The sequence below is a fragment of the Pseudoalteromonas sp. DL2-H2.2 genome (assembly GCF_021532535.1).
Lineage (GTDB): Bacteria > Pseudomonadota > Gammaproteobacteria > Enterobacterales > Alteromonadaceae > Pseudoalteromonas > Pseudoalteromonas rubra_A.
In genome coordinates, this window is record NZ_JAKGBD010000004.1 from 325,200 (window position 1) to 348,027 (window position 22,828).

Sequence of the window (22,828 nt, forward strand, 5' to 3'; positions counted from 1 at the left end):
TTATCGACCATATTTTCTCGCCTCAAAATAGAACACTTAATTAAGCAAATTGGTATAACACGGGCACGAAAGGTGTCAGGGGCAGAGTAAAAATGATATTACCGGTTATTTTGTGTGGTGGATCCGGAACCCGATTGTGGCCCATGTCGCGCGAATGTTACCCCAAACAGTTTTTACAGCTGGGATCCGAATACACCCTGTTGCAGGAAACGCTATTGCGACTTGAGCCTGACAGTCATCAGGCTGCGCTTTTGATCTGTAATGAGGCGCACCGGTTTATTTGTGCGGAGCAAATGCGCACCATCGGCTATCAGGCCGGTGGGATTATACTGGAACCTGAGGGGCGAAATACCGCCCCAGCAATTGCTCTGGCAGCACTCCAGGCGCGCAAAAATGGTGAAGATCCAATTTTACTGGTTCTGGCGTCTGATCATTTTATTGGCGATGTCACGGCATTTCGACACAGCATTAAACAGGGGCTGGCGCTGGCGAACAGGGGGAAACTGGTGACCTTTGGTATCACCCCTGACTGCCCACACACAGGTTATGGATACATACAGTGCGGCTCACCGATTGCGCATGACCCGGCAGGTACTTTGGGTGCCGAGGTGGCTGCATTTATTGAAAAGCCCGATGCTGAGGTTGCCGAGCGTTACCTAGCGGCGGGCAATTACCTCTGGAACAGTGGCTTATTTTTATTTAAAGCCAGTGATTATCTTAACGAGCTGGCCAAGTACCGGCCCGATATTGTGCAAGCCTGTGAGCAGGCGATGGCCACACCGCAGCCGGATCTGGATTTTATTCGCGTCAATCGGGAGGCCTTCCTGGCTGCGCCGTCTGAGTCAATCGATTATGCTGTGATGGAGCATACCCTGCATGCTGCCGTGGTGCCGATGAATGCAAATTGGAATGACATAGGCAGTTTTGAGGCCCTGTGGCAGACCCTGGACAAAGACACCCACAATAACGCCCACATAGGAAACGTCACAGCGCTCAATACACGCGATAATCTAGTACTTGCGCAGGAGCGGCTGGTGGCAACGGTCGGCGTGCAGGATCTGGTGGTGGTAGATACCAAAGATGCGCTGCTGGTGGCCCATCGCGCTCAGAGCCAGACGATTAAAACGCTGGTGGATGAGCTGAAAAGCCGGGCGCTGAGTGAGGTGACTGAGCATCGGGAAGTGTATCGGCCTTGGGGTAAGTATGACATTGTTGATCGGGGAGAGCGGTTTTTGGTCAAGCGGATCACTGTGCGGCCGGGGCACAGTTTATCGCGTCAGCTGCATTACCATCGTGCCGAGCACTGGGTGGTGGTGTCTGGCACGGCACAAATTGAAATTGGCGACGAGCGTCGTTTATTGAGTGAAGATCAGTCGGTGTTCATCCCCGCAACTGTGGTACACCGACTTAGCAATCCGGGCAAAGTCGATTTACAGCTGATAGAAGTACAGTCGGGCAGCTATCTGGGTGAAGATGACATAGTCCGTTTTGAGGATGATTATACCCGGGGTACGCATGACGCCTGCTAATTGTGCGCAGTTGATTGCTCAAAGTGGTATTCAGTTTGGCACCAGTGGTGCCAGAGGGTTGCATAGTCAGTTTAGCGCCGAGGTTTGTCAGGCTTTTATGCTCGCAATGACCGGGCAACTGCAAGCACGCTACGGATTCGATGAAGTAGTATTAGGCATGGACAATCGCCCCTCCAGCCCGCAGATAGCACAATATTGTACGAGTGCGTTAGGTGCACTGGGCATCAAGGTACACTTTGCCGGGGTGTTACCCACGCCCGCACTGGCCCTGTACGCGCAGCGACATGGGTTGGCGGCGGTGATGGTGACTGGCAGTCACATTCCTCATGATCGTAACGGACTCAAGTTTTATCATCCCCACGGTGAAATAGATAAAACCGATGAAGCGGCCATATTGTCTGCCCAAGCTGTCCCGGAGCAGATTGAGATACAACCACTGCCGACGCCCGACGACACTATCCGCTTACCTTATGTGGCGCGTATGCTGGATGCGTTCCCGGCTGATTTGTGTGCGGGGCTGACCATAGGCGTGTATCAGCACACTAGTGCCGGGCGCGATTTATATGTTTCGGTGTTACAAGCACTGGGTGCCCGGGTGCGGTGTCTGGGGCGCAGCGATACGTTTGTCCCGGTTGATACAGAGGCGCTCAGCGAGCAGGACAAAGTACAGGCCCGGCAATGGTGCGCTGAGCATCAGCTGGATCTGCTCTTTAGCACCGACGGGGACGGCGACCGACCTATGATAGCGGATCATTCAGGACGCTGGCTCAGAGGGGATATTCTGGGGTTGCTGTGCGCCAAAGCTTTGGGCATTGAGGCGCTGAGTGTGCCACTGAACTGTAATTCTTCACTGGAACACTGTGGTGAGTTTAAGGCTGTGCAGCGTACACGAATAGGGTCGCCCTATGTCATTGAGCAACTCTCTAAATTGACAGAGCAATACCGCACAGCCGGCGGATTTGAAGCCAATGGCGGCTTTTTACTGGGCTCAGACATCCGCATCCATGGCAAAGTCATTGAACGTCTTCCGACCCGGGATGCGTTACTGCCACTGTTGGCCATCCTGTCATTGCTCAAGCAGCCAGATGTCACGCTGGCTCAGCTCTGCTGCCAATATGAAAGTCGTTTTACCGCCAGTGATCGCTTACAGGGTGTGGAAAAAGCCAGTTCAACGGGGCTTCTGTTGGCATTGTCTGAGCAACCGCAGTGGCTGGCTGAAGTGGTATCGTGCAACGCTGAGCCCCAGGTTCTGAGCACGCTGGACGGAGTACGCTTTGCGCTGGACGCAGAGCGCATTGTTCATCTGCGGCAATCGGGCAATGCGCCTGAGCTGCGCTGTTATGCCGAGGCATCATCGCAGCAGCAGGCGGAAGAACTGGTCAGTGCCGTGCTAGGTGCGCTGGCGCAGCGTTTGTCTATGCCTGTACCAGGCAGTTAATTCGGGTCAGTAAGTCTTGTGGCGCTGTGTCCCGGGTATCATTCAGATATTCCTCAAACGGCGGAAAGTCGACCAGTTCCAAACCACTTTGCGGCAACCATTGGCCAAACAACCAGTTATAGGGTTGTTCCAGTTCGCTGTAATCGCCCTTGAAGGTCAGTGAGATCAGTTTACCTGGCGGAATGGTGATGGCTTCAAAGGTGTCCTGATCGAAGTCAGCGCCAGGTGCGAGCGTAATACACGCCATGGCTTTGAGCTTGGTTTGTTCCACCGTTTGCGGGTCATCGTAATAAATGCCAAAGTAGCGGGTTTGCTCATTGATAAGCCCCACGCTGCCTGCCATCATCCCGAGTTTTTCAAAGGTTTTGCCAATCTGCATATAATCGCCCTGATGGGCAAGACCAATCAGCGTCAGTGCGTTTTGTTGCGTTTGTTCTACCTGATACATAATGTTGTACTCCTGTGGTTGAGCCGGATAAAACGCAGCGCTGTGCAGCGACTCGCTTTGTTGTTGCTGGCGAAATTGATTGGGCGTCATACCATAGTGACGGCTGAATGCCCGGTTAAAGGCTTCAACACTGCCATAGTTTACCCGCCTGGCTATTTGCTGCTGCGTCAGCGTGCTGCGAACTAAGTAAGATGCCGCCTTCAACAAACGCATCCGCCTGACTGTGGCGTTAACCGTTTCACCCATAAACTCACGAAAAATACGGTGGAAGTGGTAGCAAGACATACAGGCCACATCGGCCAGCGTGTTCACATCCAGATCCTGGTCAACATGGTCATACATATAATCAATCACCCGCAGCAGGCGCTGCTGATAGTAATTGAGTGTGGTAGCACGTGTTGTCATGTTGTTATTTCTCGCTTTGGTTTATAAGTCAATCAGTCTAGCACCCGCAGGTGCAGACTGACGTTGTTGGCGACGAAACTTAGCTTATGTCAGGGGGAATTGATAATGTTTGCGCACTTGCCATACTTGATAATGTTTGCGCCAGGCAAGGGTCCTGTGTTGCCCTCAGCGGCCAACTTGCGCCATTAAAGATTGCCACCAGACTTGATTTAAATAGGCCTGGTTGATGGTGATGACTTCGCCTGGGGTTGGCGTGTTGAGCACCACACCTTGTTGCTGTGCGGCGCTGAGTACACGCTCCAGCGGGTCATACCAGCTATGAAATGCCAGATCAAAGGTGCCGTTGTGGATCGGGATCATGATTTTGCCGCGCAGGTCCAGGTGTGCCTGCACACTTTGCTCGGGCGTCATATGAATGTCGGCCCAGTCGGCATCATAGGCCCCTGTTTCAATCAAGGTGTAGTCAAAAGGCCCATAGCGCTCGCCAATGTCTTTAAAGCCGGGGAAATAGCCAGAGTCACCGCTAAAATACAGGCTTTCGTGGGCGGTTTTAATGACCCAGGAGCCCCACAGGGTGCGATTTGCGTCACTCAGGCCGCGACCTGAAAAGTGCTGAGTGGGCGTAAAGGCCACCATCACATCCTGCTCCGCTTGTTCCTGCCACCAGTCAAATGCATGAATTTTTTCAGCTGCTATGCCCCAGCGGATCAAATCTCCCTCCACACCCAGTGGCACCAGAAACTGACGTGTTTTTGCATTGAGCTGTTTAACCGCTTCTTTATCGAGGTGATCATAATGGTTATGAGAGATCAGCACCTTGTCTATATCAGGCAGCTCATCAAGCGAAATCGGAGGCTGATGAAAGCGACTGGGGCCCATAAATGAAAACGGCGAGGCGCGCTCGGAGAACACCGGATCTAACAACCAGTATGCACCATTGACTTTAAGCAATACCGAAGAGTGACCCAGTTTAACAATGTGCACGCCGGTATCTGGCAATGCATCCAGCTCAGCACGGGTAAACGTTTTAACTGGCAGGGCTTGCTCTGGCTCTGCGGCGACCTTGCTTTCGGTAAAAAACCGCCAGGTGATCGCCAGCGTTTTACGCAAACTGGTCGGTTCGGTCGGGTGCAGGTTTTGAAACCGCCCAGCCTGAAAATGCGCAGACTGATAATCCTGAGCAGGCACGTGTGCATTAAGGTTAGAGATCATAGAACAGCCCCCTGTAATAGCGCCAAACACGATGGCAAAAATAACAAACCACTTTTTCATTGTGCTACCTAAAAGTAAACTACACCGTGCAGTTTACTTTTGTTTCGGTGTAAAAGTAAACGATAAAGTGTGATTTTTTTGACCCACGTGTGAGCTGGCTAGGGTAAATGCCGTGGCGCTGAAAACAACTGACGGAGCTTCTCTTTGAATCCCGGTGCTTTTTTCAGTTTACTGAGTAATACCCGGCACTCATGGAAATTAATCGATAGCAGGGTATCTTGTGGTGCGCTGCCGACAATGCCATAGCGGATCTGCTCCGACGGCTGTGCATCTGTGTAGGTGCCAAACAGTTTGTCCCAGATGATTAAGACACCAGCAAAGTTTTTGTCCAGATAGCAGGAGTTGCTGGCATGATGAATACGGTGGTGCGTTGGGGTATTAAACACCCGCTCAAGCCAGCCCAGCTGGCCGATAACTTGGGTATGAACAAAAAACTGAAAGGCGAGGTTAATCGCCACTATGGCTAACACCAGCTCAGGTGCAAAGCCCAGCACTATCATAGGCGTCCAGAACAGCCACATACCCACTAACGGGTAAAGCAGGCTCTGACGAAAGGCGGTAGAAAAGTTCATATGCCGGGAGCTGTGATGCACCACATGTGCCAGCCACAGCCAGTGAACATGGTGCGAAGCCCGGTGAAACCAGTAATACAGAAAGTCCTGAAGCAAAAATGCCCCAAACAGCGTCACAGCAGTGAGCTCAATGTCAAACAGAGCAAAGCGATGTAGCCAGTAAAACAGCGGCATCAGTAACAGTAAAGCCAGCATATCACTGCCCTGGTGCAGTAAGGCAAGTGCCACATTATGGAGGCTGTCTTTGAGGCGATAGTGTTTGCGGGCTGCACGATATTCCAAGGCAATGGCGATGAGAAACACCGGGCTAAGTAAGAACAAAATGAGTTCAACGGGTGGCATACAGGGCCTCCAGGCGGGTCAATGCAAGATTGATGTCTCGTGTGATCAGGCGGCGCAGCACAAAGCCCGGTACATAGGTTGGGGCGGCGAAGCGTACATGGTAATCAACGCGTGTGGACTGCTTATCTGAGTTGCTGCGAAGGCGGATCTCACCATGATGTTGCTTAACCGGAAAGTCGCCCACGATTTGATAGCGAATCGCGCTTTGATCGGCATGTAAGATCTGCTCATAAAAGCGGATCCCCAGCATACGTACCTCACGAATACAGCCACTGCCGCCACGAATTTCCGGGTGGACGGCACTTTGCACGACTTTAAATTGGGCATTAAAAAAACGGTTCAGGCGTGGGTGGTCTAGCAGGGTTTCCAGGACCTGATGTGGCTCAGCAGGGATCACTTTGTGACAACGAATATTGACCATGGTGTTTCCTTATTCACAGTTTTTTCTAGTGTAAATAAGCTTTATCTGGCAATCTTGCGAAAAGGCGACGTAAATTTGTCCAAATGCGACATGGAAAATACCTTAGACAAAAATTATTTCAGCAGTGTGCTGCTGTATCTGGAGCGCCAGGGGGTAGCCTACGGCGATGCCGTTGCACCGACGCGCGGCGCAGAGTCTGAGCTGGTTGCCCGGGTGGAGCTTGCTGAATATGAGCAAGTTTTGCAGTTTGGGGCGCAGCAAACCTGCGATCCGTTATTTGGCTTTCACCTGGGTCAGCAGATCCAGTCGGCAGATTATGGCGTGCTGGGCTATCTGGTGGAAAACTGCGAAAACCTTAATCAGGCACTGATGGCGTTACTGCGTTACGATCAGCTGGTGGCCAGCATTGGACAAGCCAAATTTCATCATCAGGGAGACTGGGCTGTGCTTGACTGGCTGCCCAATTTACAGACGACCCGCCATGTTATTCTGCGTAATATGACTGGCTGGGTTGCTATGGTGCGTGCCTTATTAACCCAGCCTGTTGCGCCTGAGCACGTTTCGCTTACCTGCTCACTCAACGCCAACGAAGCATCGCAACTGGCACACTGGTTTGACTGTCCGGTTGTTGGCAGTCAGCCACACAATCAGATTAAATTTCCCCGAGCCTATCTGAGCTTGCCATTCAGGCGGGCAAATAGCGCAATGCATGAGGCGCTCCAGCGGCTCTCCGACAAGGCACTTGTGCAATTGCAGCAACACCATACACTGGCAACACAGATCCAGATTATGCTGGCTGCCAGTGCCGACTTGGGTCAGTGTCAGCTGGGCGCGGTAGCAGGCGCGCTAAATAAATCGGTCCGTCAGGTACAAAGGCAGTTAAAGCAATGTCATACCAGCTATTCACAACTATTGACTGAAGAGCGAATGAGGCGCGCTGAAAACTTGCTGGGCACGCTGCCGCTGGCAGAGTTGGCAAGAGAGTTAGGGTTTAACGAACAAGCGGCATTTAACAAAGCCTTTAAGCGGTGGTTTGGGTGTTCTCCGGGAAAGTATCACAAACGCGGTTAGCGACTGCCTGCATCAAATTGCGCCGCGATTAAAACGGCGCATAGCTATGGCGTTGTTACAATGACTCACTATATTCTGTCATGATTTGCTCTATCCAGCTGGCAATGCGTTCATCGCTTTTTTCGTACTGACTGTCTTCGTCGAGTGCCAGGCCGACAAACTGACTCTTATCTTCCGTCAGTGCTTTAGAAGCTTCAAACTCATAATCACTGCTGTTGGGCCAGTAGCCGATGAAATCGACGCCTTGTGGGGCAATTTTATCGTGCAACATCCCCAGGGCGTCCTGGAACCATTGTCCGTAACCTTGCTGGTCGCCCATGCCGAACAAGGCAATGGTTTTACCGGCCAGGTTGACGGTATCGATGTCGTCCCAGTGTGATTCCCAGTCTTCCTGTAACTCGCCAAAATCCCAGGTGGAGATACCGAAAATCACAAAGTCGAACTGCTCTGCGTTTTTTAGCGGCTCGTCTTTAATGTTGTGGAGCGACAGAATGTCTTTACCTATGATCTCCTGCATCTTCTCTGCTGCCATTTCTGTGTAGCAGGTAGTTGAACCGTAAAATAACCCGATCTGCATAGTAGTCTTCGCTCAATTGGCTGTTATTATATGGCGCGAAGTCTACCTTATGGTGTAACGAATTGATACAGGCGCCCCGTGACCGATTTAGAAATATCTGACCCAGCCAAGTTCAGCAACAGTGAACTGATCGAATCTTTTCTGGATATGCTCTTTTTGGAGCAAGGCCTTAGCGACAATACGCTGGCAGCCTACCGCGCAGATCTGGATAAATTTGTCCGTTATGTGTCTGGCGAGCTGGACGATAAACCCCTGTTGACCATTACTGGGGCAGATGTGGAAGCCTATCTGGCTTATCGAGTCGATCAGGGCCTGAAGCCGCGCAGCACCGCCCGTGCAATGAGTGCCCTCAAGCGTTTTTATGCACACTGGGTGACCAAACAGGTTATTGCTGCCAGTCCTATGACGCATATTGCCCAACCTAAGTTGTCACAGGCGTTACCGAAAACGCTCAGTGAGCAGGAAGTGGAAGCTTTGCTAAGCGCCCCTGATGTTGAAGATGCCATGGGCCTCAGAGACAAAGCCATGCTGGAATTGTTGTATGCAACGGGATTGCGTGTCACTGAGCTGGTTGGCTTGCGGATGGAGCAAATTAACCTGCGCCAGGCTGTACTGCTGGTTCGTGGTAAAGGTGGCAAAGAAAGGATGGTGCCGATGGGAGAAGAGGCGTTGCACTGGGTCGAACAATTCTTAAAAGTGGGTCGCGCTCAAATGGTCAAGCATGCCAATGATTTTGTTTTCCCGTCGAAGCGCGGGATTGGTATGACCCGGCAAACTTTTTGGCATCGCATCAAACACTATGCTATGTTGGCAGACGTTAAGTCACCGTTATCGCCACACACGCTGCGTCATGCGTTTGCAACACACTTGCTAAATCATGGGGCGGATCTGCGCGTTGTGCAAATGATGTTAGGCCATAGCGATTTGTCGACAACCCAGATCTATACGCATGTTGCCAGTGAGCGTCTGAAATCGCTTCATCAGCAACATCATCCTAGGGCATGATGGAATTTATTTGTAGTTATCCGGTCCTAGTGATTAATCAGAGCAATTTTACGAGAAAAACATGAAAAAGTTACTTTTAGCAGCGTCGCTCGCTTTTAGTGTCGGTGCCTTTGCCGAGACAACACAAGAAGTTTCACCTATGGCGGTTAGCCCTATCGCATCTCAGTTTGCGGATCTGGGTTTAACGGTAAAGAGTGTATCAGATAGCCCCATTTCAGGCCTTAAAACCGTGATCACGGATAAAGGCGTGTTTTATGCCAGTCCGAACGGTCAATACCTGGTTCAGGGCACTATGATTGATGTCACCAATCGTCGTAACATCACAGAAGATGCGCTGAGCGATGTACGTAAGAGCGGCGTCGCGCAGTATCAGGATTCGATGATTGTGTACAAGGCTGAAAACGAAAAGCATCAGATCACCGTTTTTACTGACATCACCTGTGGCTACTGTCGTAAACTACACCGTGAGCTGGAAGACTACCTGGCTGCGGGTATCACAGTTAAATACCTGGCATTTCCGCGCGGTGGCCTGAGCGGTAACGGCTACAAGAGCCTGATGAATGTCTGGTGTGCAGAGGATGCAGCTGCGGCACTGACAGAAGCAAAGGCCGGTAATGAGGTACCGGACGTTAAAAATTGTCAGGCACCGGTTGCTGAGCACTATCAGTTAGGCCAGAGCTTTGGTATTTCCGGTACGCCGGCCATCGTTCTCGAAGATGGCAGCATGATCCCGGGCTACCAGCCGGCAGATGCACTGGCAAAAATGTTAAATCAGGCCAGTAAAAAATCCTAAATCTGAGGTATACTCTCAGCATTTCTAAAAAGGCCTGTGGGCCTTTTTTGCTTTGTGGGGGCTCCCTCCACGCCATCAGGTAGTTCAGAGAGTGTTATGCAAACAGAGATCCGACCCAGATTACGCGTCGACGATAGTCATTTACCCGCCCATCTTCACCCGGTCATTAAGCAGATTTATGCCGCGCGGGGCGTGAAAGAGGCTGTAGAGCTTGATAACAGTGCCGCTACTTTGCTGGATTTCCGTTTGTTTCGTGATATGGACAAGGCCTGTGCTTTACTTGAAACGGCGCTGCATCAGCAGCAAAGCGTGCTGATTGTTGGAGATTTCGATGCCGATGGCGCAACCAGCACCGCCGTGCTGATGGAGGGGCTGCGTCTGATTGGCCTGCAACAGGTCGACTATCTGGTGCCCGATCGCTTTAGCCTGGGCTATGGCCTGAGTCCGGCACTGGCAGAGCAAATTGTTCAGCTGGCGCCACAACTGGTGATCACGGTCGATAACGGAATTTCCTGCCTGGCAGGCATAGATATCGTTAAGCAAGCCGGTATTTCGGTATTGGTCACCGATCATCACTTGCAGGGTGAGCAGCTGCCTAATGCCGATGCCATCGTTAACCCGAACCGCCATGATTGTCAGTTTCCGTCAAAATCCATTGCCGGGGTTGGCGTGGCGTTTTATCTGCTGGTGGCGTTTCGTCATCATTTACGTGAGTCGGGCTATTTTGAGCGCCAGGGGCTCACTCAGCCTAACCTTGCGTCTTTGCTGGACATTGTGGCATTGGGCACGGTGGCGGACGTGGTCGCGCTGGACGCGAATAACCGGACTCTGGTACATCAGGGCCTGGCACGCATTCGTAAAGGACAAACCCGGCCTGGGATCCGCGCGCTGATTGAAGTGGCAAATCGCACTGCAACCCGGCTTAACGCCAGTGATTTTGGTTTTGCGCTGGCACCAAGGCTGAATGCCGCAGGGCGACTGGATGATATGAGCCTGGGTATCGCCTGCCTGTTATCCAAAGAAGAGCATCAGGCACGGCGCATTGCCGCTCAGTTGGATAGCCTGAACCAGGAGCGACGCGAGATTGAGCAGGGTATGCAGCAAGAAGCGCAAGCGGTGCTAGAACGTCTGGTCGCTGCCCAGCAAAGCATTCCCGATGCGGTATGTTTGTATCAGGATGACTGGCATCAGGGGGTGATTGGGATCCTGGCGGGCAGACTGAAAGAAAAGTATCACCGCCCGGCGATTATTTTTGCCCAGGGAGATAACGACGAAATCAAGGGGTCGTGCCGCTCGATAGAAGGCTTGCACATGCGCGATTTGCTGGAGCAGATCAATACCCGCCACCCTGAGCTGATAGTAAAGTTTGGTGGTCATGCGATGGCGGCCGGCTTGACTATCAGAGAAGCTGACTTTAGCGACTTTAAACGCACCTTTGAGGCTCTGGTCAGCGAAACCCTCAGTGAGGAGCACAAGCAGTCGGTATTACTGACCGACGGTGAACTGCCTGCTGAGTGTTTTAATATGGACTTTGCCATGTTGCTGCAACAGGCAGGTCCGTGGGGACAGCATTTTCCTGAGCCGGTGTTTAGTGGCGTGTTTGAGCTGGTGCAACAGCGTATTGTTGGTGATAAGCACCTAAAACTGGTGTTGAAACACCCCAGCGGTAAATTGGTGGACGCCATTGCCTTTAACGTGGATGTGCGTGCCTGGCCCAATACAGCGGCACAGGCGGCTGAGCTGGCTTACCAGCTGGACATTAATGAGTTCAGAGGCAAGTTTACCCTACAGTTAATCGTCAGGGAGATCCGCGCCTGCTAACAAATGCGAGAAAGGCGTAAAATGTTCTCCACAAGGGCTGATATCTGCGCCTATTATTTGTTAGTATTGGCCGTTTAGACCGCTTATTCATTTTGTGGACACACAGCGGTCACACTATTTTCAGCCCAGTGGCCAAAAAAACCGTGCCATTGGCTGCGTTACCATCACGTAAATTGGAGTAATGTGAATGTTTGAAGTGAATCCTGTGATTAACCAAATCAAGGAAATTCGCGAGCGTACTGAACTTCTTCGGGGGTATCTTTGACTATGCTCTGAAACAAGAGCGCTTAGAAGAAGTCAATGCAGAACTGGAAGATCCAGCCGTCTGGAATGAGCCTGAAAAGGCACAAGCGCTGGGCCGCGAAAAGTCCAGCCTGGAAACCATAGTCGAAACCATAGACAACCTGGTAAGCGGTGCAGATGATGCCGAAGGCCTGGTTGAGCTTGCTGTCGAAGCAGAAGATGAAGAAACCTTTGCAGAAGCAGAGCAGGAAGTACAGGGCCTGAACGCCCAGCTTGAAAAGCTGGAGTTCCGCCGCATGTTCTCTGGTGCTCAGGACAGCAACGATGCTTATCTTGACTTGCAGGCAGGCTCCGGCGGTACTGAAGCGCAGGACTGGTGTAACATGTTGTTGCGTATGTATCTGCGCTGGGCGGAAGCGAAAGGCTTTAAAACCGAAATCGTTGAAGCAACCGATGGTGACGTAGCGGGGATCAAAGGGGCAACACTGCGTGTTAGCGGTGAATATGCTTACGGCTGGCTGCGCACAGAAACCGGTGTACACCGTTTGGTTCGTAAGAGTCCATTCGACTCAGGTGGCCGCCGTCATACGTCGTTTGCCTCGGCATTTGTGTATCCGGAAATCGACGACAACATTGAGATTGACATCAACCCGGCAGACTTACGCATCGACGTATACCGTGCATCGGGTGCCGGTGGTCAGCACGTTAACCGGACAGAATCTGCGGTACGTATTACTCACTTGCCGACCAATACGGTTGTGCAGTGTCAGAATGACCGTTCACAGCACAAAAACAAAGATCAGGCCATGAAACAGCTCAAAGCAAAACTGTTTGAGCTGGAGCTGCAAAAGCAAAATGCTGAAAAGCAGGCCCAGGAAGATGCCAAATCTGATATCGGTTGGGGCAGCCAGATCCGTTCTTACGTACTGGACGACTCGCGTATTAAAGACTTACGCACCGGTGTTGAGAATCGTAATACCCAGGCGGTCCTGGACGGTGATCTAGACAAATTTATCGAAGCCAGCCTGAAATCAGGCCTATAATCAACAAGCTAAACTAAGAGCTAAAAAATGACAGAGCAAATCCAAGACGAGAATAAACTCATTGCTGAGCGTCGTGCTAAATTGGATGCAATTCGTGAAAATTGCAGTGCCAATGGCCATCCGAACACCTTCCGCCGTGAAGACTATACGGCTGATCTACAGGCTAAGTTTGGTGATAAGTCAAAAGAAGAGCTGGTTGAGTTAGATCATCAGGTCTCTGTGGCTGGCCGTATCCTTGCCAAGCGTGGTCCTTTCCTTGTTTTACAAGACATGAAAGGCCGTATTCAGGCGTATGCGTCTAAAGACGTACAAAAAGAGCTGAAAGCCAAATATGGTCAGCTGGACATCGGCGACATCATTGGTGTGTCTGGTCCGCTACACAAATCAGGTAAAGGCGACTTGTATGTGGATATGGTACAGTACGAGCTACTGACCAAGTCACTACGTCCACTGCCAGAGAAATTCCACGGCTTAACGGATCAGGAAGCTAAGTATCGTCAGCGCTATGTTGATCTGATCACCAATATGGAAACTCGTGAGACCTTCCGTATTCGCTCTAAAGTGATTGAAGGCATTCGTCGCTTCCTGGCTGAGCGTGACTTTATGGAAGTTGAAACGCCCATGCTACAGGTGATCCCGGGTGGTGCAACAGCACGTCCGTTCGTGACTCACCACAATGCGCTGGACATCGACATGTATCTGCGTATCGCACCAGAGCTTTATCTTAAGCGCCTGGTTGTGGGCGGCTTTGATCGCGTTTTCGAGATCAACCGTAACTTCCGAAACGAAGGCCTGTCGACTCGTCACAACCCTGAATTCACTATGATTGAATTCTATCAGGCGTACGCAGATTACAACGATTTGATGAACCTGACAGAAGACATGTTGCGCACAGTGGCACAAGACGTACTGGGTACTACTACTGTGGTTAACACGGTTAAGAACGCGGAAGGCGAAGTACTTGAAACTATCGAGTATGACTTCGGTAAAGCGTTTGAGCGTTTGTCTATGGCGGATGCGATCATCAAGTATGGCCCGGACGCTGAAGCCTCTGCCCACATTTTTAAAGATCCAGAAAACCACTTTGACGAGCTGGTTGCGTACGCGAAGAAAGTACACGTGAAGATCCCTGAGAAATGCGTTTGGGGTGCCGGTAAGTTCCTGTGTGAAATCTTTGAAGAAACTGCGGAACATAAACTGATCCAGCCGACTTTCATCACAGAATATCCGTGGGAAGTGTCGCCGCTGGCACGTCGTAATGACGAAAACCCGTTTATCACTGATCGCTTTGAGTTCTTCGTAGGGGGTCGTGAGCTGGCAAATGGTTTCTCGGAGCTGAACGATGCCGAAGACCAGGCTGCACGTTTTGCCCGTCAGGTTGAAGAAAAAGATGCCGGTGATGACGAAGCAATGCACTTCGACGATGACTACATCCGTGCACTTGAATACGGCTTACCGCCAACGGCGGGTGAAGGGATTGGTATTGACCGTCTGGTGATGCTATTTACTGACTCTCCGACTATCAAAGACGTTATCCTGTTCCCGCATATGCGACCTCAGGCTGACTAAGCCTGTTATTCAGAACAAACGATTGAGAAAAGCGCCTAAGGCGCTTTTCTTTTATCTGTGTAAGAGATCTCTGCTAAAAACTGGCTTAAGTCTTAAGGTATTTGTAAAAGGGCAATAAAATCAGACGTCAGATAGTCGAAAAGCCTTGTGTCTTCAATACGTGATAGCTGAGTAGGGCTGGCATACCTGGTGCTTTCACCTATACTGCTGTCACTACGAATGGATGCAAAAGACCTCTGACCATGTCGCAACAAAAATCAAAAGCACAACACGACCAGGCAAGGATAAATTACTGTCGCAGCTGTATCAGTGAATTTCAGCGTTTAGGCTATGTAGATGCCTTTATCTCGGAAGAAACCTCTCGCAAGCAATCCCTTTTGGACCACTTTAATATACAGCCAGATCCTAAAAGTGACTAATTTATGACAAATTAATCGACAAAGTGCCTTAAAACACACCAAGCTGAACAATCTATCACCATACAGTGCTTTTTTACAAGAAAAGTATTTGACATATTTTCACGGTTCTATATTATACGCCCCACAAAGACGGAGAGGTGGCCGAGTGGCTGAAGGCGCTCCCCTGCTAAGGGAGTATAGGGTTTGTAGCCCTATCGAGGGTTCGAATCCCTCCTTCTCCGCCATTTATTAAAATGGTGTCTTTGTAGTAAAACGGACGCGTAGCTCAGCTGGGTGAAGAAGAACCTAAGCGAAGCTTAGCAGTCTGATGAACGCGAGTCAGGACGACGAGCCGGAACCAAGCTACAGGATGTATTTAGGCTCCAAAAACACAAAACGGACGCGTAGCTCAGCTGGATAGAGTACCTGGCTACGAACCAGGCGGTCGGAGGTTCGAATCCTCCCGCGTCCGCCACTTCTCTTAAGTGGTTAAATAAAAAGACTACACCAATTCAGGTAGTAAAATAGAATTGAACAACGGACGCGTAGCTCAGCTGGATAGAGTACCTGGCTACGAACCAGGCGGTCGGAGGTTCGAATCCTCCCGCGTCCGCCACTTTCTTCAAGTGGTTAAATAAGAAGAATCGGAATCAGGAAGTCGGAGGTTCACTCTCCATAAAGTACGTCCCGGTCCGCCACTTTCTTCAAGTGGTTAAACATGAAGTGCTGAAGAGTACAAACTTAAGAAACGGACGCGTAGCTCAGCTGGATAGAGTACCTGGCTACGAACCAGGCGGTCGGAGGTTCGAATCCTCCCGCGTCCGCCATCTTTCTCAGATGGTAAAAACAGAGATTACTTATTCAAGTAATAAAATTGAATAAATACGGACGCGTAGCTCAGCTGGATAGAGTACCTGGCTACGAACCAGGCGGTCGGAGGTTCGAATCCTCCCGCGTCCGCCACTTTTCTTGAATTCTGGGAAAGTGAGCAATCAACCGACGAAAGTCGGTTTTTTTGTGTCTGAAATTTGGTGAGAGTTACTTCAGCTGGATAGAGTACCAGGCTACGAACCAGGCGGTCGGATGTTCACTCTCCACAAAAGACGTCCCGAGCCCGCCACTTCTTATTCAGGAAGTGAGCAATCAACCGACGAAAGTCGGTTTTTTTGTGTCTGTATTTTGGGATAAAGGTTTCAGCAGGGTAGAGTACCTGGCTACGAACCAGACGGTCGGAGGTTCACTCTCCACAAAAGACGTCCCGAGCCCGCCACTTCTTATTCAGGAAGTGAGCAATAAACCAACGAAAGTCGGTTTTTTTGTATCTGAAATTTGGTGTGAGTTATTTCAGCTGGATAGCGTACCTGGCTACGAATCAAGCGGTCGGAGGTTCACTCTCCACAAAGTACGTCCCGCGTCTGCCACTTTTCTTGAATTCTGGGAAAGTGAGCAATAAACCGACGAAAGTCGGTTTTTTTGTGTCTGTATTTTGGGATAAAGGTTTCAGCAGGGTAGAGTACCTGGCTACGAACCAGACGGTCGGAGGTTCACTCTCCACAAAAGACGTCCCGAGCCCGCCACTTCTTATTCAGGAAGTGAGCAATAAACCAACGAAAGTCGGTTTTTTTGTATCTGAAATTTGGTGTGAGTTATTTCAGCTGGATAGCGTACCTGGCTACGAATCAAGCGGTCGGAGGTTCACTCTCCACAAAGTACGTCCCGCGTCTGCCACTTTTCTTGAATTCTGGGAAAGTGAGCAATAAACCGACGAAAGTCGGTTTTTTTGTATCTGAAATTTGAGATTGTTTTCTCAGCTGGACAGAGTACCTGGCTACGAACCAGGCGGTCGGAGGTTCACCACTCTCCACAAAAGACGTCCCGCGTCCGCCACTTCTTTAAGAAGTAAGCAATAAACCGACGAAAGTCGGTTTTTTTGTGTCTGTAGTTTTGGGTAATTTGGTACGAGTGGACACACGTCCGTGTGAAGGGCTACCGGCTCGACTTCCATGTCTCGCGTTCAGCAAGCTGCGAAGCAGTGCTTCGGTCTTGCCTCACCCACCTCCGCCACTTCTTCAAGAAGTGATCAATCAACCGACGAGAGTCGGTTTTTTTGTCTGAATTATGGTATGTGTTTGGTGCGAGTGAGCACATGTCTTTGCGTGATTTCTTCCGTCGTAAATAGTTGCAAAGGTGAGCCATCGCACCGCACAATCTCGATACAGTTTGCTTTCCCCTGAGAACTTTTGTGCGCCAGACTATCCATGCTTTTCTTATGATGATTATCACCAGTGTGCTCCTTTGCTCATTTCAAACACGGGCGATTGAGGTTGCCGCTGAGCGCACAGATCAGTATCTGCCCTTGCTAAAAGGCAAGCGAGTGGGTTTGGTTGTGAACCAGAGTGCGCGGGTGGGTGATCAGCACCTGCTGGATTATCTGACAGACAATCAGGTTAATGTCATCCGGATCTTTGCCCCAGAGCATGGATTTCGGGGCAACAAAGGAGCGGGTGTTTACATCGATGATGGCAAAGATGTAAAAACGGGCGTGCCCATTGTCTCCTTGTACGGCACTAATAAAAAGCCTAAACCCGATCAGCTTGCAGGCATAGACATGCTGGTGTTCGATATCCAGGATGTAGGGGTACGATTTTACACTTACCTCAGCACTTTGTTTCTGACCATGGAAGCCGCGCAGCAAAGTGGGGTCAGCTACCTGGTGCTGGACAGGCCCAACCCCAATATTGCTTATGTTGATGGCCCGGTACTGGACCTCGGCTTTCGCTCATTTGTTGGTATGCTGCCGGTGCCTGTTTTGCATGGTATGACGCTCGGCGAGCTGGCGCTGATGAGCGTCGGTGAGGGGTGGTTAAGAAGTCCCGGGCAATTAGACCTGACGGTGATACCTGTAGCCAGTTACAGTGCGCAGGATGACTATGAACTCCCCATAGCGCCGAGCCCTAACTTACCGAATCAACGCGCCATCTATTTGTACCCTTCGTTATGTTTATTTGAGGCGACTCAGGTGTCTGTTGGGCGAGGGAGTGACTTTCCGTTTCAGGTACTTGGCCATGATCGGGTTCTGCTCGGCAAGTTCGCTTTTTCACCGCGTTCAATACCTGGTGCAGCAATGCACCCTAAGCTAAAGGGCAAAACGGTCTATGGTGAAGACCTGCGCTATTCCGGGCAGCGAGGATTGTCGTTAGACTGGCTAGTGCAGGCACACAGTGCGTTTGAGCAACAGGGAAATACGCTGATCAATTCACCGAGCTTCTTTGATAAGCTGGCGGGCACGGATATGATCCGCCTGGCACTGGAGCAAGGTCTGAAAGCACATCAGATTGAAGCTATCTGGCAACAGGAAGTGCAGGCGTTTAAGACACGCCGCCTGCCTTACCTGCTTTATGCACGCGAGTAATATTGGCTCAGTCGTGAAAGACCGCGCGCATATTATCATTGGCGCGCTCAACTCGGCGCTGCCAGTGCAAATTTGACTGCGCCAGCGCAACAAACAAGGTATCGATAAGATAACATTGCGACGCCCGGGCCAGTATGGCGCTGTGATCCACAGGCTCTACTTCTTGCACAGTAAATAAAATATGATCGGCAATGTCACTGAGCCGGGAGTCGCCATAACGGCTGATGGCAAACAGGCGGCACTCGTTGTATTTTGCCTGCTCGGCCAGCTTCAGTAACGCCTTGGTTTGGCCTGAGTTGCTGATCACAATCAATAAATCTTCTTTGCCCATGGAGGCGATATAGCTGGCAGCACTGTATTCGTCACTGTGGCAAACAGCGGAAATGCCGACCTTTTGCAGTTTAAAAGCAAAATCCTGGGCCACTGACCAGGATGCGCCTTTCGCGCAGATCAGGACTTTACGTGCTGCTTTTAAGGCTTGTACGCTGCGTTCAAACTCAGCACTGCTATTGAGTTTTTGTGTTGCACTGAGTGTTTTGTGTTGATTAGCAATGAGTTTTTCACTGATGTCTGCCAAAGAGTCGCTCTGTTCAAACTGCGCAGAGGGGGCAGCCTGATCACTCGCTTGCTCATTCAGCGCGTCTACAACAGCAAGTTTAAATGCGGGAAAGCCCCGGTATCCTAATTTCTGTGCAAATTTTACGACACTCGACTGACTCACCCCGGCCGCTTTGGCCAGTTCAATAGACGATAAAGTACGTATCTGGCTCCCCGAACTAAGGGTAAAGTCGGCGAGTTTTGCCTCACTTTGTGAGAGAGTTGGCCTTAATGCCTTTATTTTAATAAAAGTAGACATGCGCTTCACTTGGTAACCTGTACTAACAGAGGTGTCCATATTATAGGTTCAAAGATGACAATGTAATAGATCAGAAAGATATATTATTGCGCTTTTTAATCTGGTTGGTACCTAAAAAAGTTCTTTTTGTTGCGTTTGTAAATTCAGCCGCGAAAAGCTTGGTTTTTTCCACGCAACTATTTAAGCTAACGGGTTTACAGCTTGATCTAATAATTAGTAATAGGGAATCTATGTCCTGGTATTCGATTTTACCGCCTTTGATAGCCATTGCCGTGGTGTTCTGGCGCAAAGAGGTCATTGTGGCGCTGATCCTGGCGCTGATCTCGTCGGAATTTCTGCTCGCGCTGAATGGTGATGGCAATGCGTTATTTGCCACCTTTATTAATAGCATTGAGCGCATTGTCAGTGTGGCCACTTCTCCCGGAAACAGCCGGATCCTGCTGTTTAGTATCGTGATTGGCGCGTTGCTGGCTTACATCAGAGAGTCTGGTGGGGTGGGTGCGACGGTAAATAAGCTGCTGAATATCGGTGTCGCAAAAAGTAAACGTCAGGTCGGTTTGCTGACTATGTTCACCGGTATGGCGGTTTTTATTGAGTCAAATATGAGTGTGCTGACGTCGGGGATTGTATCCCGGGGGTTGTTTGACAAGTTCAAAATGAGCCGCGCACGCCTTGCCTATATCATAGACAGTACCAGTGCACCCGTGTGTATTCTTATCCTGCTCAACGGCTGGGGCGCCTATGTGCTGGGTTTGCTGAGCAACTATGAGTTAGAGCAGTCGGCAGTCAGTATTTTGTGGGGCAGCGTGGCCTTTAATTTTTATGCCATCATCGCTTTGCTGATTGTGTTTTACACCATTGTTTTTGACAAAGTGCATGGTCCGATGAAAGTCGCCGAGCGAGCGCTGACAAAGCAAGATCAGGAGATAGACAAAGGCCCCGCAGCGAGCAAAGCTCGGTTTATGCTCGTACCATTGGCAACGCTTATCATCAGTATGCTGGGCTTTATGTTATGGACTGGTGGTGGAGAGCTGGCCCAGGGGAGTGGCTCAAAGTCCGTGTTATATGCCACGGTACTGGCAACGGCAGTCGCCTATTTACTGTTGTTAAAAGCCCGTCATTTTACCCATCAACAACTGGTCGATGTAGGCTTTAAAGGGATGGGAGAGTTATTGCCTCTGGTGAGCATCGTGTTGCTGTCACTGACGCTGGGCGCGAGTTTAAAAGAGCTGGGCACTGGGGTGTTTGTTGCATCGTTAGTGGGTGATTACTTACCTGTTTACTTTATTGTGCCTGTGCTGTTCTTAACAGGCGCCGTGATGTCTTTCACTACAGGGACTTCCTGGGGCACGTTTGCGATTCTGATCCCCATTGGGGTGCCGTTGATCCAGACCTTAGGACTGCCCCCGTCTCTGGTCGTGGGTGCGATCCTCAGTGGTGGTATCTTCGGCGATCATTGCTCACCCATCTCAGACACCAGTGCTGTGTCAGCCCTGGCATCAGGGTGCGATCTGCTGGAACACGTAAAAACCCAGCTGCCTTATGCGATGGTAGGCGGTGCGCTGGCATTGCTCTGCTTCTTCGTTGCCAGCGTGGTGATGATTTAAACCAGATTGCTCGCCAGCCTGTCAGGCTGGCGACATTAAGGGCAGGCGTATACGGTGCGTGGAACCGCAGCGATGGTGGTTAGATGACCGTCGGTGTTTTTGTCCAGTGCGAGCATCTGACCGGGAGCCAGTTCTGATAAAACAGGCTTGCCCTGCATTGCATCGAGTACCGAGTGCTTGATTTCCAATAACGTTTTACTTCGGCAGTCGGCAACAAACCAGGTATCCTGGTCGCTGTGAACCAGTCGGCCATAAAAGTGTTGCTCGCTGAGTCGCTTTTGCTGCTGGCTAAACTGCTTATCCAGCGCCTGTTTTTGTTCCCGAATGTGCGTAACATAATGACCCTGTTCAACACTGTGGGTTTCAACCTGCTCATAGTCGTCATAGCTCAGCGCATACACAGACACGGTCGCGTGTTGCGAGTGCTCTTGCGTTACCATCACCGTGGCCAGCACCAGGAGTGCGCCGCACGCTAAAATCCACTGACCTCGTTGCCACCAGCTGACTTGCCTGACGGCAGCATTGGCAGCGCGACAAGTGTGCTTGAGCTGACGCTGTTGCAGTGCTGAGGGCTTATGCTGCTGCTTTGCCTGCTGATAGGCCTGCCTGAGTTGTTCTGCCTGCTGATTGTCACTCATCATCTTCTCCTAATACGTTTTTCAGTGCAGCCCGGGCGTAGCGCAGTCGGGTTTTGATGGTTTCCTGGGGCGTGTCCGTGATACTGGCAATTTGCTGCAAGGAGAACCCTTCCAGTTGCAGGCTAATTGCCTCTCTTTGCAGCAGCGGCAAGGATAAAATCGCGTCATATAAGGACTGGTGCGACGCAATACTGGGCTCCGTGGCTGGCAGATGCTGCTCTAAAGAGTCCGTGTAGGATAGCCGCTGTTGTTTGCGCAATTCATCAATCAGGGCATTTCGGGCCAGCTTAAACAGGAAAGCCTTGGGCGCCTGGCTGGTATGATAAGCCTGACGCTTTTCAACCACAGTGAGCCAGGTTTTCTGACAGACATCTTTGGCCAGCTCACCGTCACTCTGAGTCAGTAAAAAGTGATATAAATCGTGGTTGTACTTATCTATGGCCAATTCCAGGTACTTATTTTCCCCACTCAGTTTGAACTCATATAAAGGATCGGCAGGCTCAGTTTCGATTGCCGACAGCCAGTTTTTTAATGTAAGTAGCATAGGCAGTTCCTTGTTTTTATTGGTATGTGCCCGCATGCACCTGAGTTTTCACCCAGGTGCATAACCTTCATCTTAATTCTGGTTGAGCTTGAACTCCAGCACGACTTTTTGTCCGCTTTGCGCCTTAGGCTGACCATCGACCACTTGCGGACGATATTTCCAGCGTTTCAGCGCTTTAAGTGCCTCACGGTTGAACACTCGCTTGGGTTCTGCGTTTGCGACTCGGGCATCAATCACTTCACCTGTTTCTGAAATCGTAAAGTGCAGCTCTACCCAGCCTTCTGTGCCATCCCGTGCGGCTATAGCTGGGTAGCGCGGCTCGACTCTCACGATGGGCGTAGCTTGCATATCCGTTGGTTGCATGGATGAGCCCATTTGTATTGGGCCTGTTTCGACAACGGGGGCATTACCTAGCCCGTTGAATGCCACTGTGGGCACTTCTGCATTCAGCGTCGGCTTAGGCGGCGCTTTAGGTGCGGGTTTTGGCGGTGGTGGCAGTGGACGCCTGGTTTCGACCGGACTATCTTGTTTTACGTCGGGCAGAAAGAGTGGCGTATATGCGACAGTGTCTTGCTCAAACGCCAGATCCTGACTGATTAGATACTGCATAAAAGCAAAAGCCGCAAAGGTGACGCCACAGGCGCCCAGAAACGACAGTAAAACCTTGTTCAGAGTTTGCAAAGGGCGAGGGGACTGCTGTGCTAAAAATTGACCGTTCATAGGCATGCTCCTTGATGATTTATCAGTAAAACGGGGGTGAGGTCAAAAAGGGGTGAAGTAGTTGGCGTTTTTTTTCCTGGTTACGTTAAAATGCGCACAATAAC

At 50.6% G+C, this 22,828-nt stretch carries 20 protein-coding genes and 5 tRNA genes; 16 read left to right on the top strand and 9 right to left on the bottom strand.

The features are described 5' to 3' along the window. Positions 1 to 92: 92 nt before the first annotated feature. Together L1285_RS09505 and L1285_RS09510 are read left to right on the top strand one after the other, a co-directional pair. Entirely contained in the window at positions 93 to 1,529 is a 1,437-nt protein-coding gene (locus tag L1285_RS09505; protein ID WP_235412143.1) for a mannose-1-phosphate guanylyltransferase/mannose-6-phosphate isomerase, read from the top strand. Beyond that, complete coding sequence (locus L1285_RS09510) at positions 1,516 to 2,967, top strand: phosphomannomutase (protein WP_235412144.1); 1,452 nt, start codon at positions 1,516 to 1,518, stop codon at positions 2,965 to 2,967. Before L1285_RS09505 ends, L1285_RS09510 begins: the two co-directional genes overlap by 14 nt. Here the strand turns inward: L1285_RS09510 and L1285_RS09515 are convergent. The 4 genes from L1285_RS09515 to L1285_RS09530 all read right to left on the bottom strand — a co-directional run bounded on the left by L1285_RS09515 (position 2,945) and on the right by L1285_RS09530 (position 6,427). Beyond that, positions 2,945 to 3,820: an AraC family transcriptional regulator gene (locus L1285_RS09515; protein ID WP_235412145.1), complete on the bottom strand. Its 876-nt coding sequence runs from the start codon at positions 3,818 to 3,820 to the stop codon at positions 2,945 to 2,947. The two genes, L1285_RS09510 and L1285_RS09515, sit on opposite strands and share 23 nt — an antisense overlap. A 165-nt stretch (positions 3,821 to 3,985) precedes the next feature. Then, on the bottom strand, positions 3,986 to 5,092 hold the full coding sequence (locus L1285_RS09520) for an MBL fold metallo-hydrolase (protein WP_442960485.1): 1,107 nt from the start codon (positions 5,090 to 5,092) through the stop codon (positions 3,986 to 3,988). Positions 5,093 to 5,190: 98 nt separating this feature from the next. Then, positions 5,191 to 6,006 (bottom strand): sterol desaturase family protein, encoded by an 816-nt coding sequence (locus tag L1285_RS09525; RefSeq protein WP_235412146.1) that lies wholly within the window; start codon positions 6,004 to 6,006, stop codon positions 5,191 to 5,193. Beyond that, complete coding sequence (locus L1285_RS09530) at positions 5,993 to 6,427, bottom strand: SRPBCC family protein (protein ID WP_235412147.1); 435 nt, start codon at positions 6,425 to 6,427, stop codon at positions 5,993 to 5,995. Before L1285_RS09530 ends, L1285_RS09525 begins: the two co-directional genes overlap by 14 nt. A gap of 90 nt (positions 6,428 to 6,517) precedes the next feature. Between L1285_RS09530 and L1285_RS09535 the strand changes: the two genes are divergently transcribed. Further along, complete coding sequence (locus tag L1285_RS09535; protein WP_235412148.1) at positions 6,518 to 7,498, top strand: AraC family transcriptional regulator; 981 nt, start codon at positions 6,518 to 6,520, stop codon at positions 7,496 to 7,498. A 55-nt stretch (positions 7,499 to 7,553) separates the two neighbouring features. On the opposite strand, the gene fldB is transcribed toward L1285_RS09535, so the two are convergent. After that, positions 7,554 to 8,075 carry a flavodoxin FldB gene (gene fldB / locus L1285_RS09540; RefSeq protein WP_125779640.1) on the bottom strand — a complete coding sequence of 174 codons (522 nt, stop codon included), beginning with the start codon at positions 8,073 to 8,075 and terminating at the stop codon, positions 7,554 to 7,556. A gap of 147 nt (positions 8,076 to 8,222) precedes the next feature. On the opposite strand from fldB, the gene xerD reads away from it, so the two are divergent. From xerD to L1285_RS09600, 12 genes are all read left to right on the top strand, one after another. Beyond that, entirely contained in the window at positions 8,223 to 9,080 is an 858-nt protein-coding gene (xerD, locus tag L1285_RS09545; RefSeq protein ID WP_235412209.1) for a site-specific tyrosine recombinase XerD, read from the top strand. A 61-nt stretch (positions 9,081 to 9,141) separates the two neighbouring features. Next, entirely contained in the window at positions 9,142 to 9,873 is a 732-nt protein-coding gene (dsbC, locus tag L1285_RS09550) for a bifunctional protein-disulfide isomerase/oxidoreductase DsbC (protein WP_046003520.1), read from the top strand. A 96-nt stretch (positions 9,874 to 9,969) separates the two neighbouring features. Continuing rightward, the gene (recJ, locus tag L1285_RS09555; protein WP_235412149.1) at positions 9,970 to 11,694 is read left to right on the top strand and encodes a single-stranded-DNA-specific exonuclease RecJ; all 1,725 of its coding nucleotides are present in this window, start codon (positions 9,970 to 9,972) and stop codon (positions 11,692 to 11,694) included. Positions 11,695 to 11,881: 187 nt separating this feature from the next. Then, positions 11,882 to 12,980 (top strand): peptide chain release factor 2 gene (gene prfB / locus L1285_RS09560; protein WP_125562743.1). Its coding sequence is split into 2 segments (ribosomal slippage): positions 11,882 to 11,956 and positions 11,958 to 12,980, totalling 1,098 coding nucleotides; the frame shifts between segments, so codons are not numbered across the junction. A 27-nt stretch (positions 12,981 to 13,007) separates the two neighbouring features. Continuing rightward, entirely contained in the window at positions 13,008 to 14,549 is a 1,542-nt protein-coding gene (lysS, locus tag L1285_RS09565) for a lysine--tRNA ligase (RefSeq protein ID WP_125721837.1), read from the top strand. Positions 14,550 to 14,791: 242 nt separating this feature from the next. After that, on the top strand, positions 14,792 to 14,968 hold the full coding sequence (locus L1285_RS09570) for a hypothetical protein (RefSeq protein WP_235412150.1): 177 nt from the start codon (positions 14,792 to 14,794) through the stop codon (positions 14,966 to 14,968). 131 nt (positions 14,969 to 15,099) lie between these two features. After that, a tRNA-Ser gene (locus L1285_RS09575) sits at positions 15,100 to 15,192 on the top strand. 153 nt (positions 15,193 to 15,345) lie between these two features. After that, positions 15,346 to 15,422: transfer RNA gene (locus L1285_RS09580), tRNA-Arg, on the top strand. A gap of 64 nt (positions 15,423 to 15,486) precedes the next feature. After that, positions 15,487 to 15,563 (top strand) — tRNA-Arg (locus L1285_RS09585). A gap of 134 nt (positions 15,564 to 15,697) precedes the next feature. After that, positions 15,698 to 15,774: transfer RNA gene (locus tag L1285_RS09590), tRNA-Arg, on the top strand. Positions 15,775 to 15,833: 59 nt separating this feature from the next. Further along, positions 15,834 to 15,910, top strand: a tRNA-Arg gene (locus L1285_RS09595). A gap of 1,279 nt (positions 15,911 to 17,189) precedes the next feature. Beyond that, the gene (locus L1285_RS09600; protein WP_442960486.1) at positions 17,190 to 18,359 is read left to right on the top strand and encodes an exo-beta-N-acetylmuramidase NamZ family protein; all 1,170 of its coding nucleotides are present in this window, start codon (positions 17,190 to 17,192) and stop codon (positions 18,357 to 18,359) included. A gap of 7 nt (positions 18,360 to 18,366) precedes the next feature. Here L1285_RS09600 and L1285_RS09605 read toward each other — a convergent pair whose 3' ends face one another. Continuing rightward, positions 18,367 to 19,215, bottom strand: coding sequence for a MurR/RpiR family transcriptional regulator (locus L1285_RS09605; RefSeq protein WP_046005513.1), 849 nt, complete (start codon positions 19,213 to 19,215; stop codon positions 18,367 to 18,369). Positions 19,216 to 19,445: 230 nt separating this feature from the next. On the opposite strand from L1285_RS09605, the gene L1285_RS09610 reads away from it, so the two are divergent. Then, entirely contained in the window at positions 19,446 to 20,822 is a 1,377-nt protein-coding gene (locus L1285_RS09610; protein WP_235412152.1) for a Na+/H+ antiporter NhaC family protein, read from the top strand. A gap of 35 nt (positions 20,823 to 20,857) precedes the next feature. Here L1285_RS09610 and L1285_RS09615 read toward each other — a convergent pair whose 3' ends face one another. From L1285_RS09615 to L1285_RS09625, 3 genes are all read right to left on the bottom strand, one after another. Next, positions 20,858 to 21,460, bottom strand: a complete 603-nt coding sequence (locus L1285_RS09615; protein ID WP_235412153.1) for a hypothetical protein — start codon at positions 21,458 to 21,460, stop codon at positions 20,858 to 20,860. Continuing rightward, complete coding sequence (locus tag L1285_RS09620; RefSeq protein ID WP_235412154.1) at positions 21,453 to 22,004, bottom strand: RNA polymerase sigma factor; 552 nt, start codon at positions 22,002 to 22,004, stop codon at positions 21,453 to 21,455. Before L1285_RS09620 ends, L1285_RS09615 begins: the two co-directional genes overlap by 8 nt. 72 nt (positions 22,005 to 22,076) lie before the next feature. After that, positions 22,077 to 22,724 carry an energy transducer TonB gene (locus L1285_RS09625; protein WP_235412155.1) on the bottom strand — a complete coding sequence of 216 codons (648 nt, stop codon included), beginning with the start codon at positions 22,722 to 22,724 and terminating at the stop codon, positions 22,077 to 22,079. Positions 22,725 to 22,828: the final 104 nt, after the last annotated feature.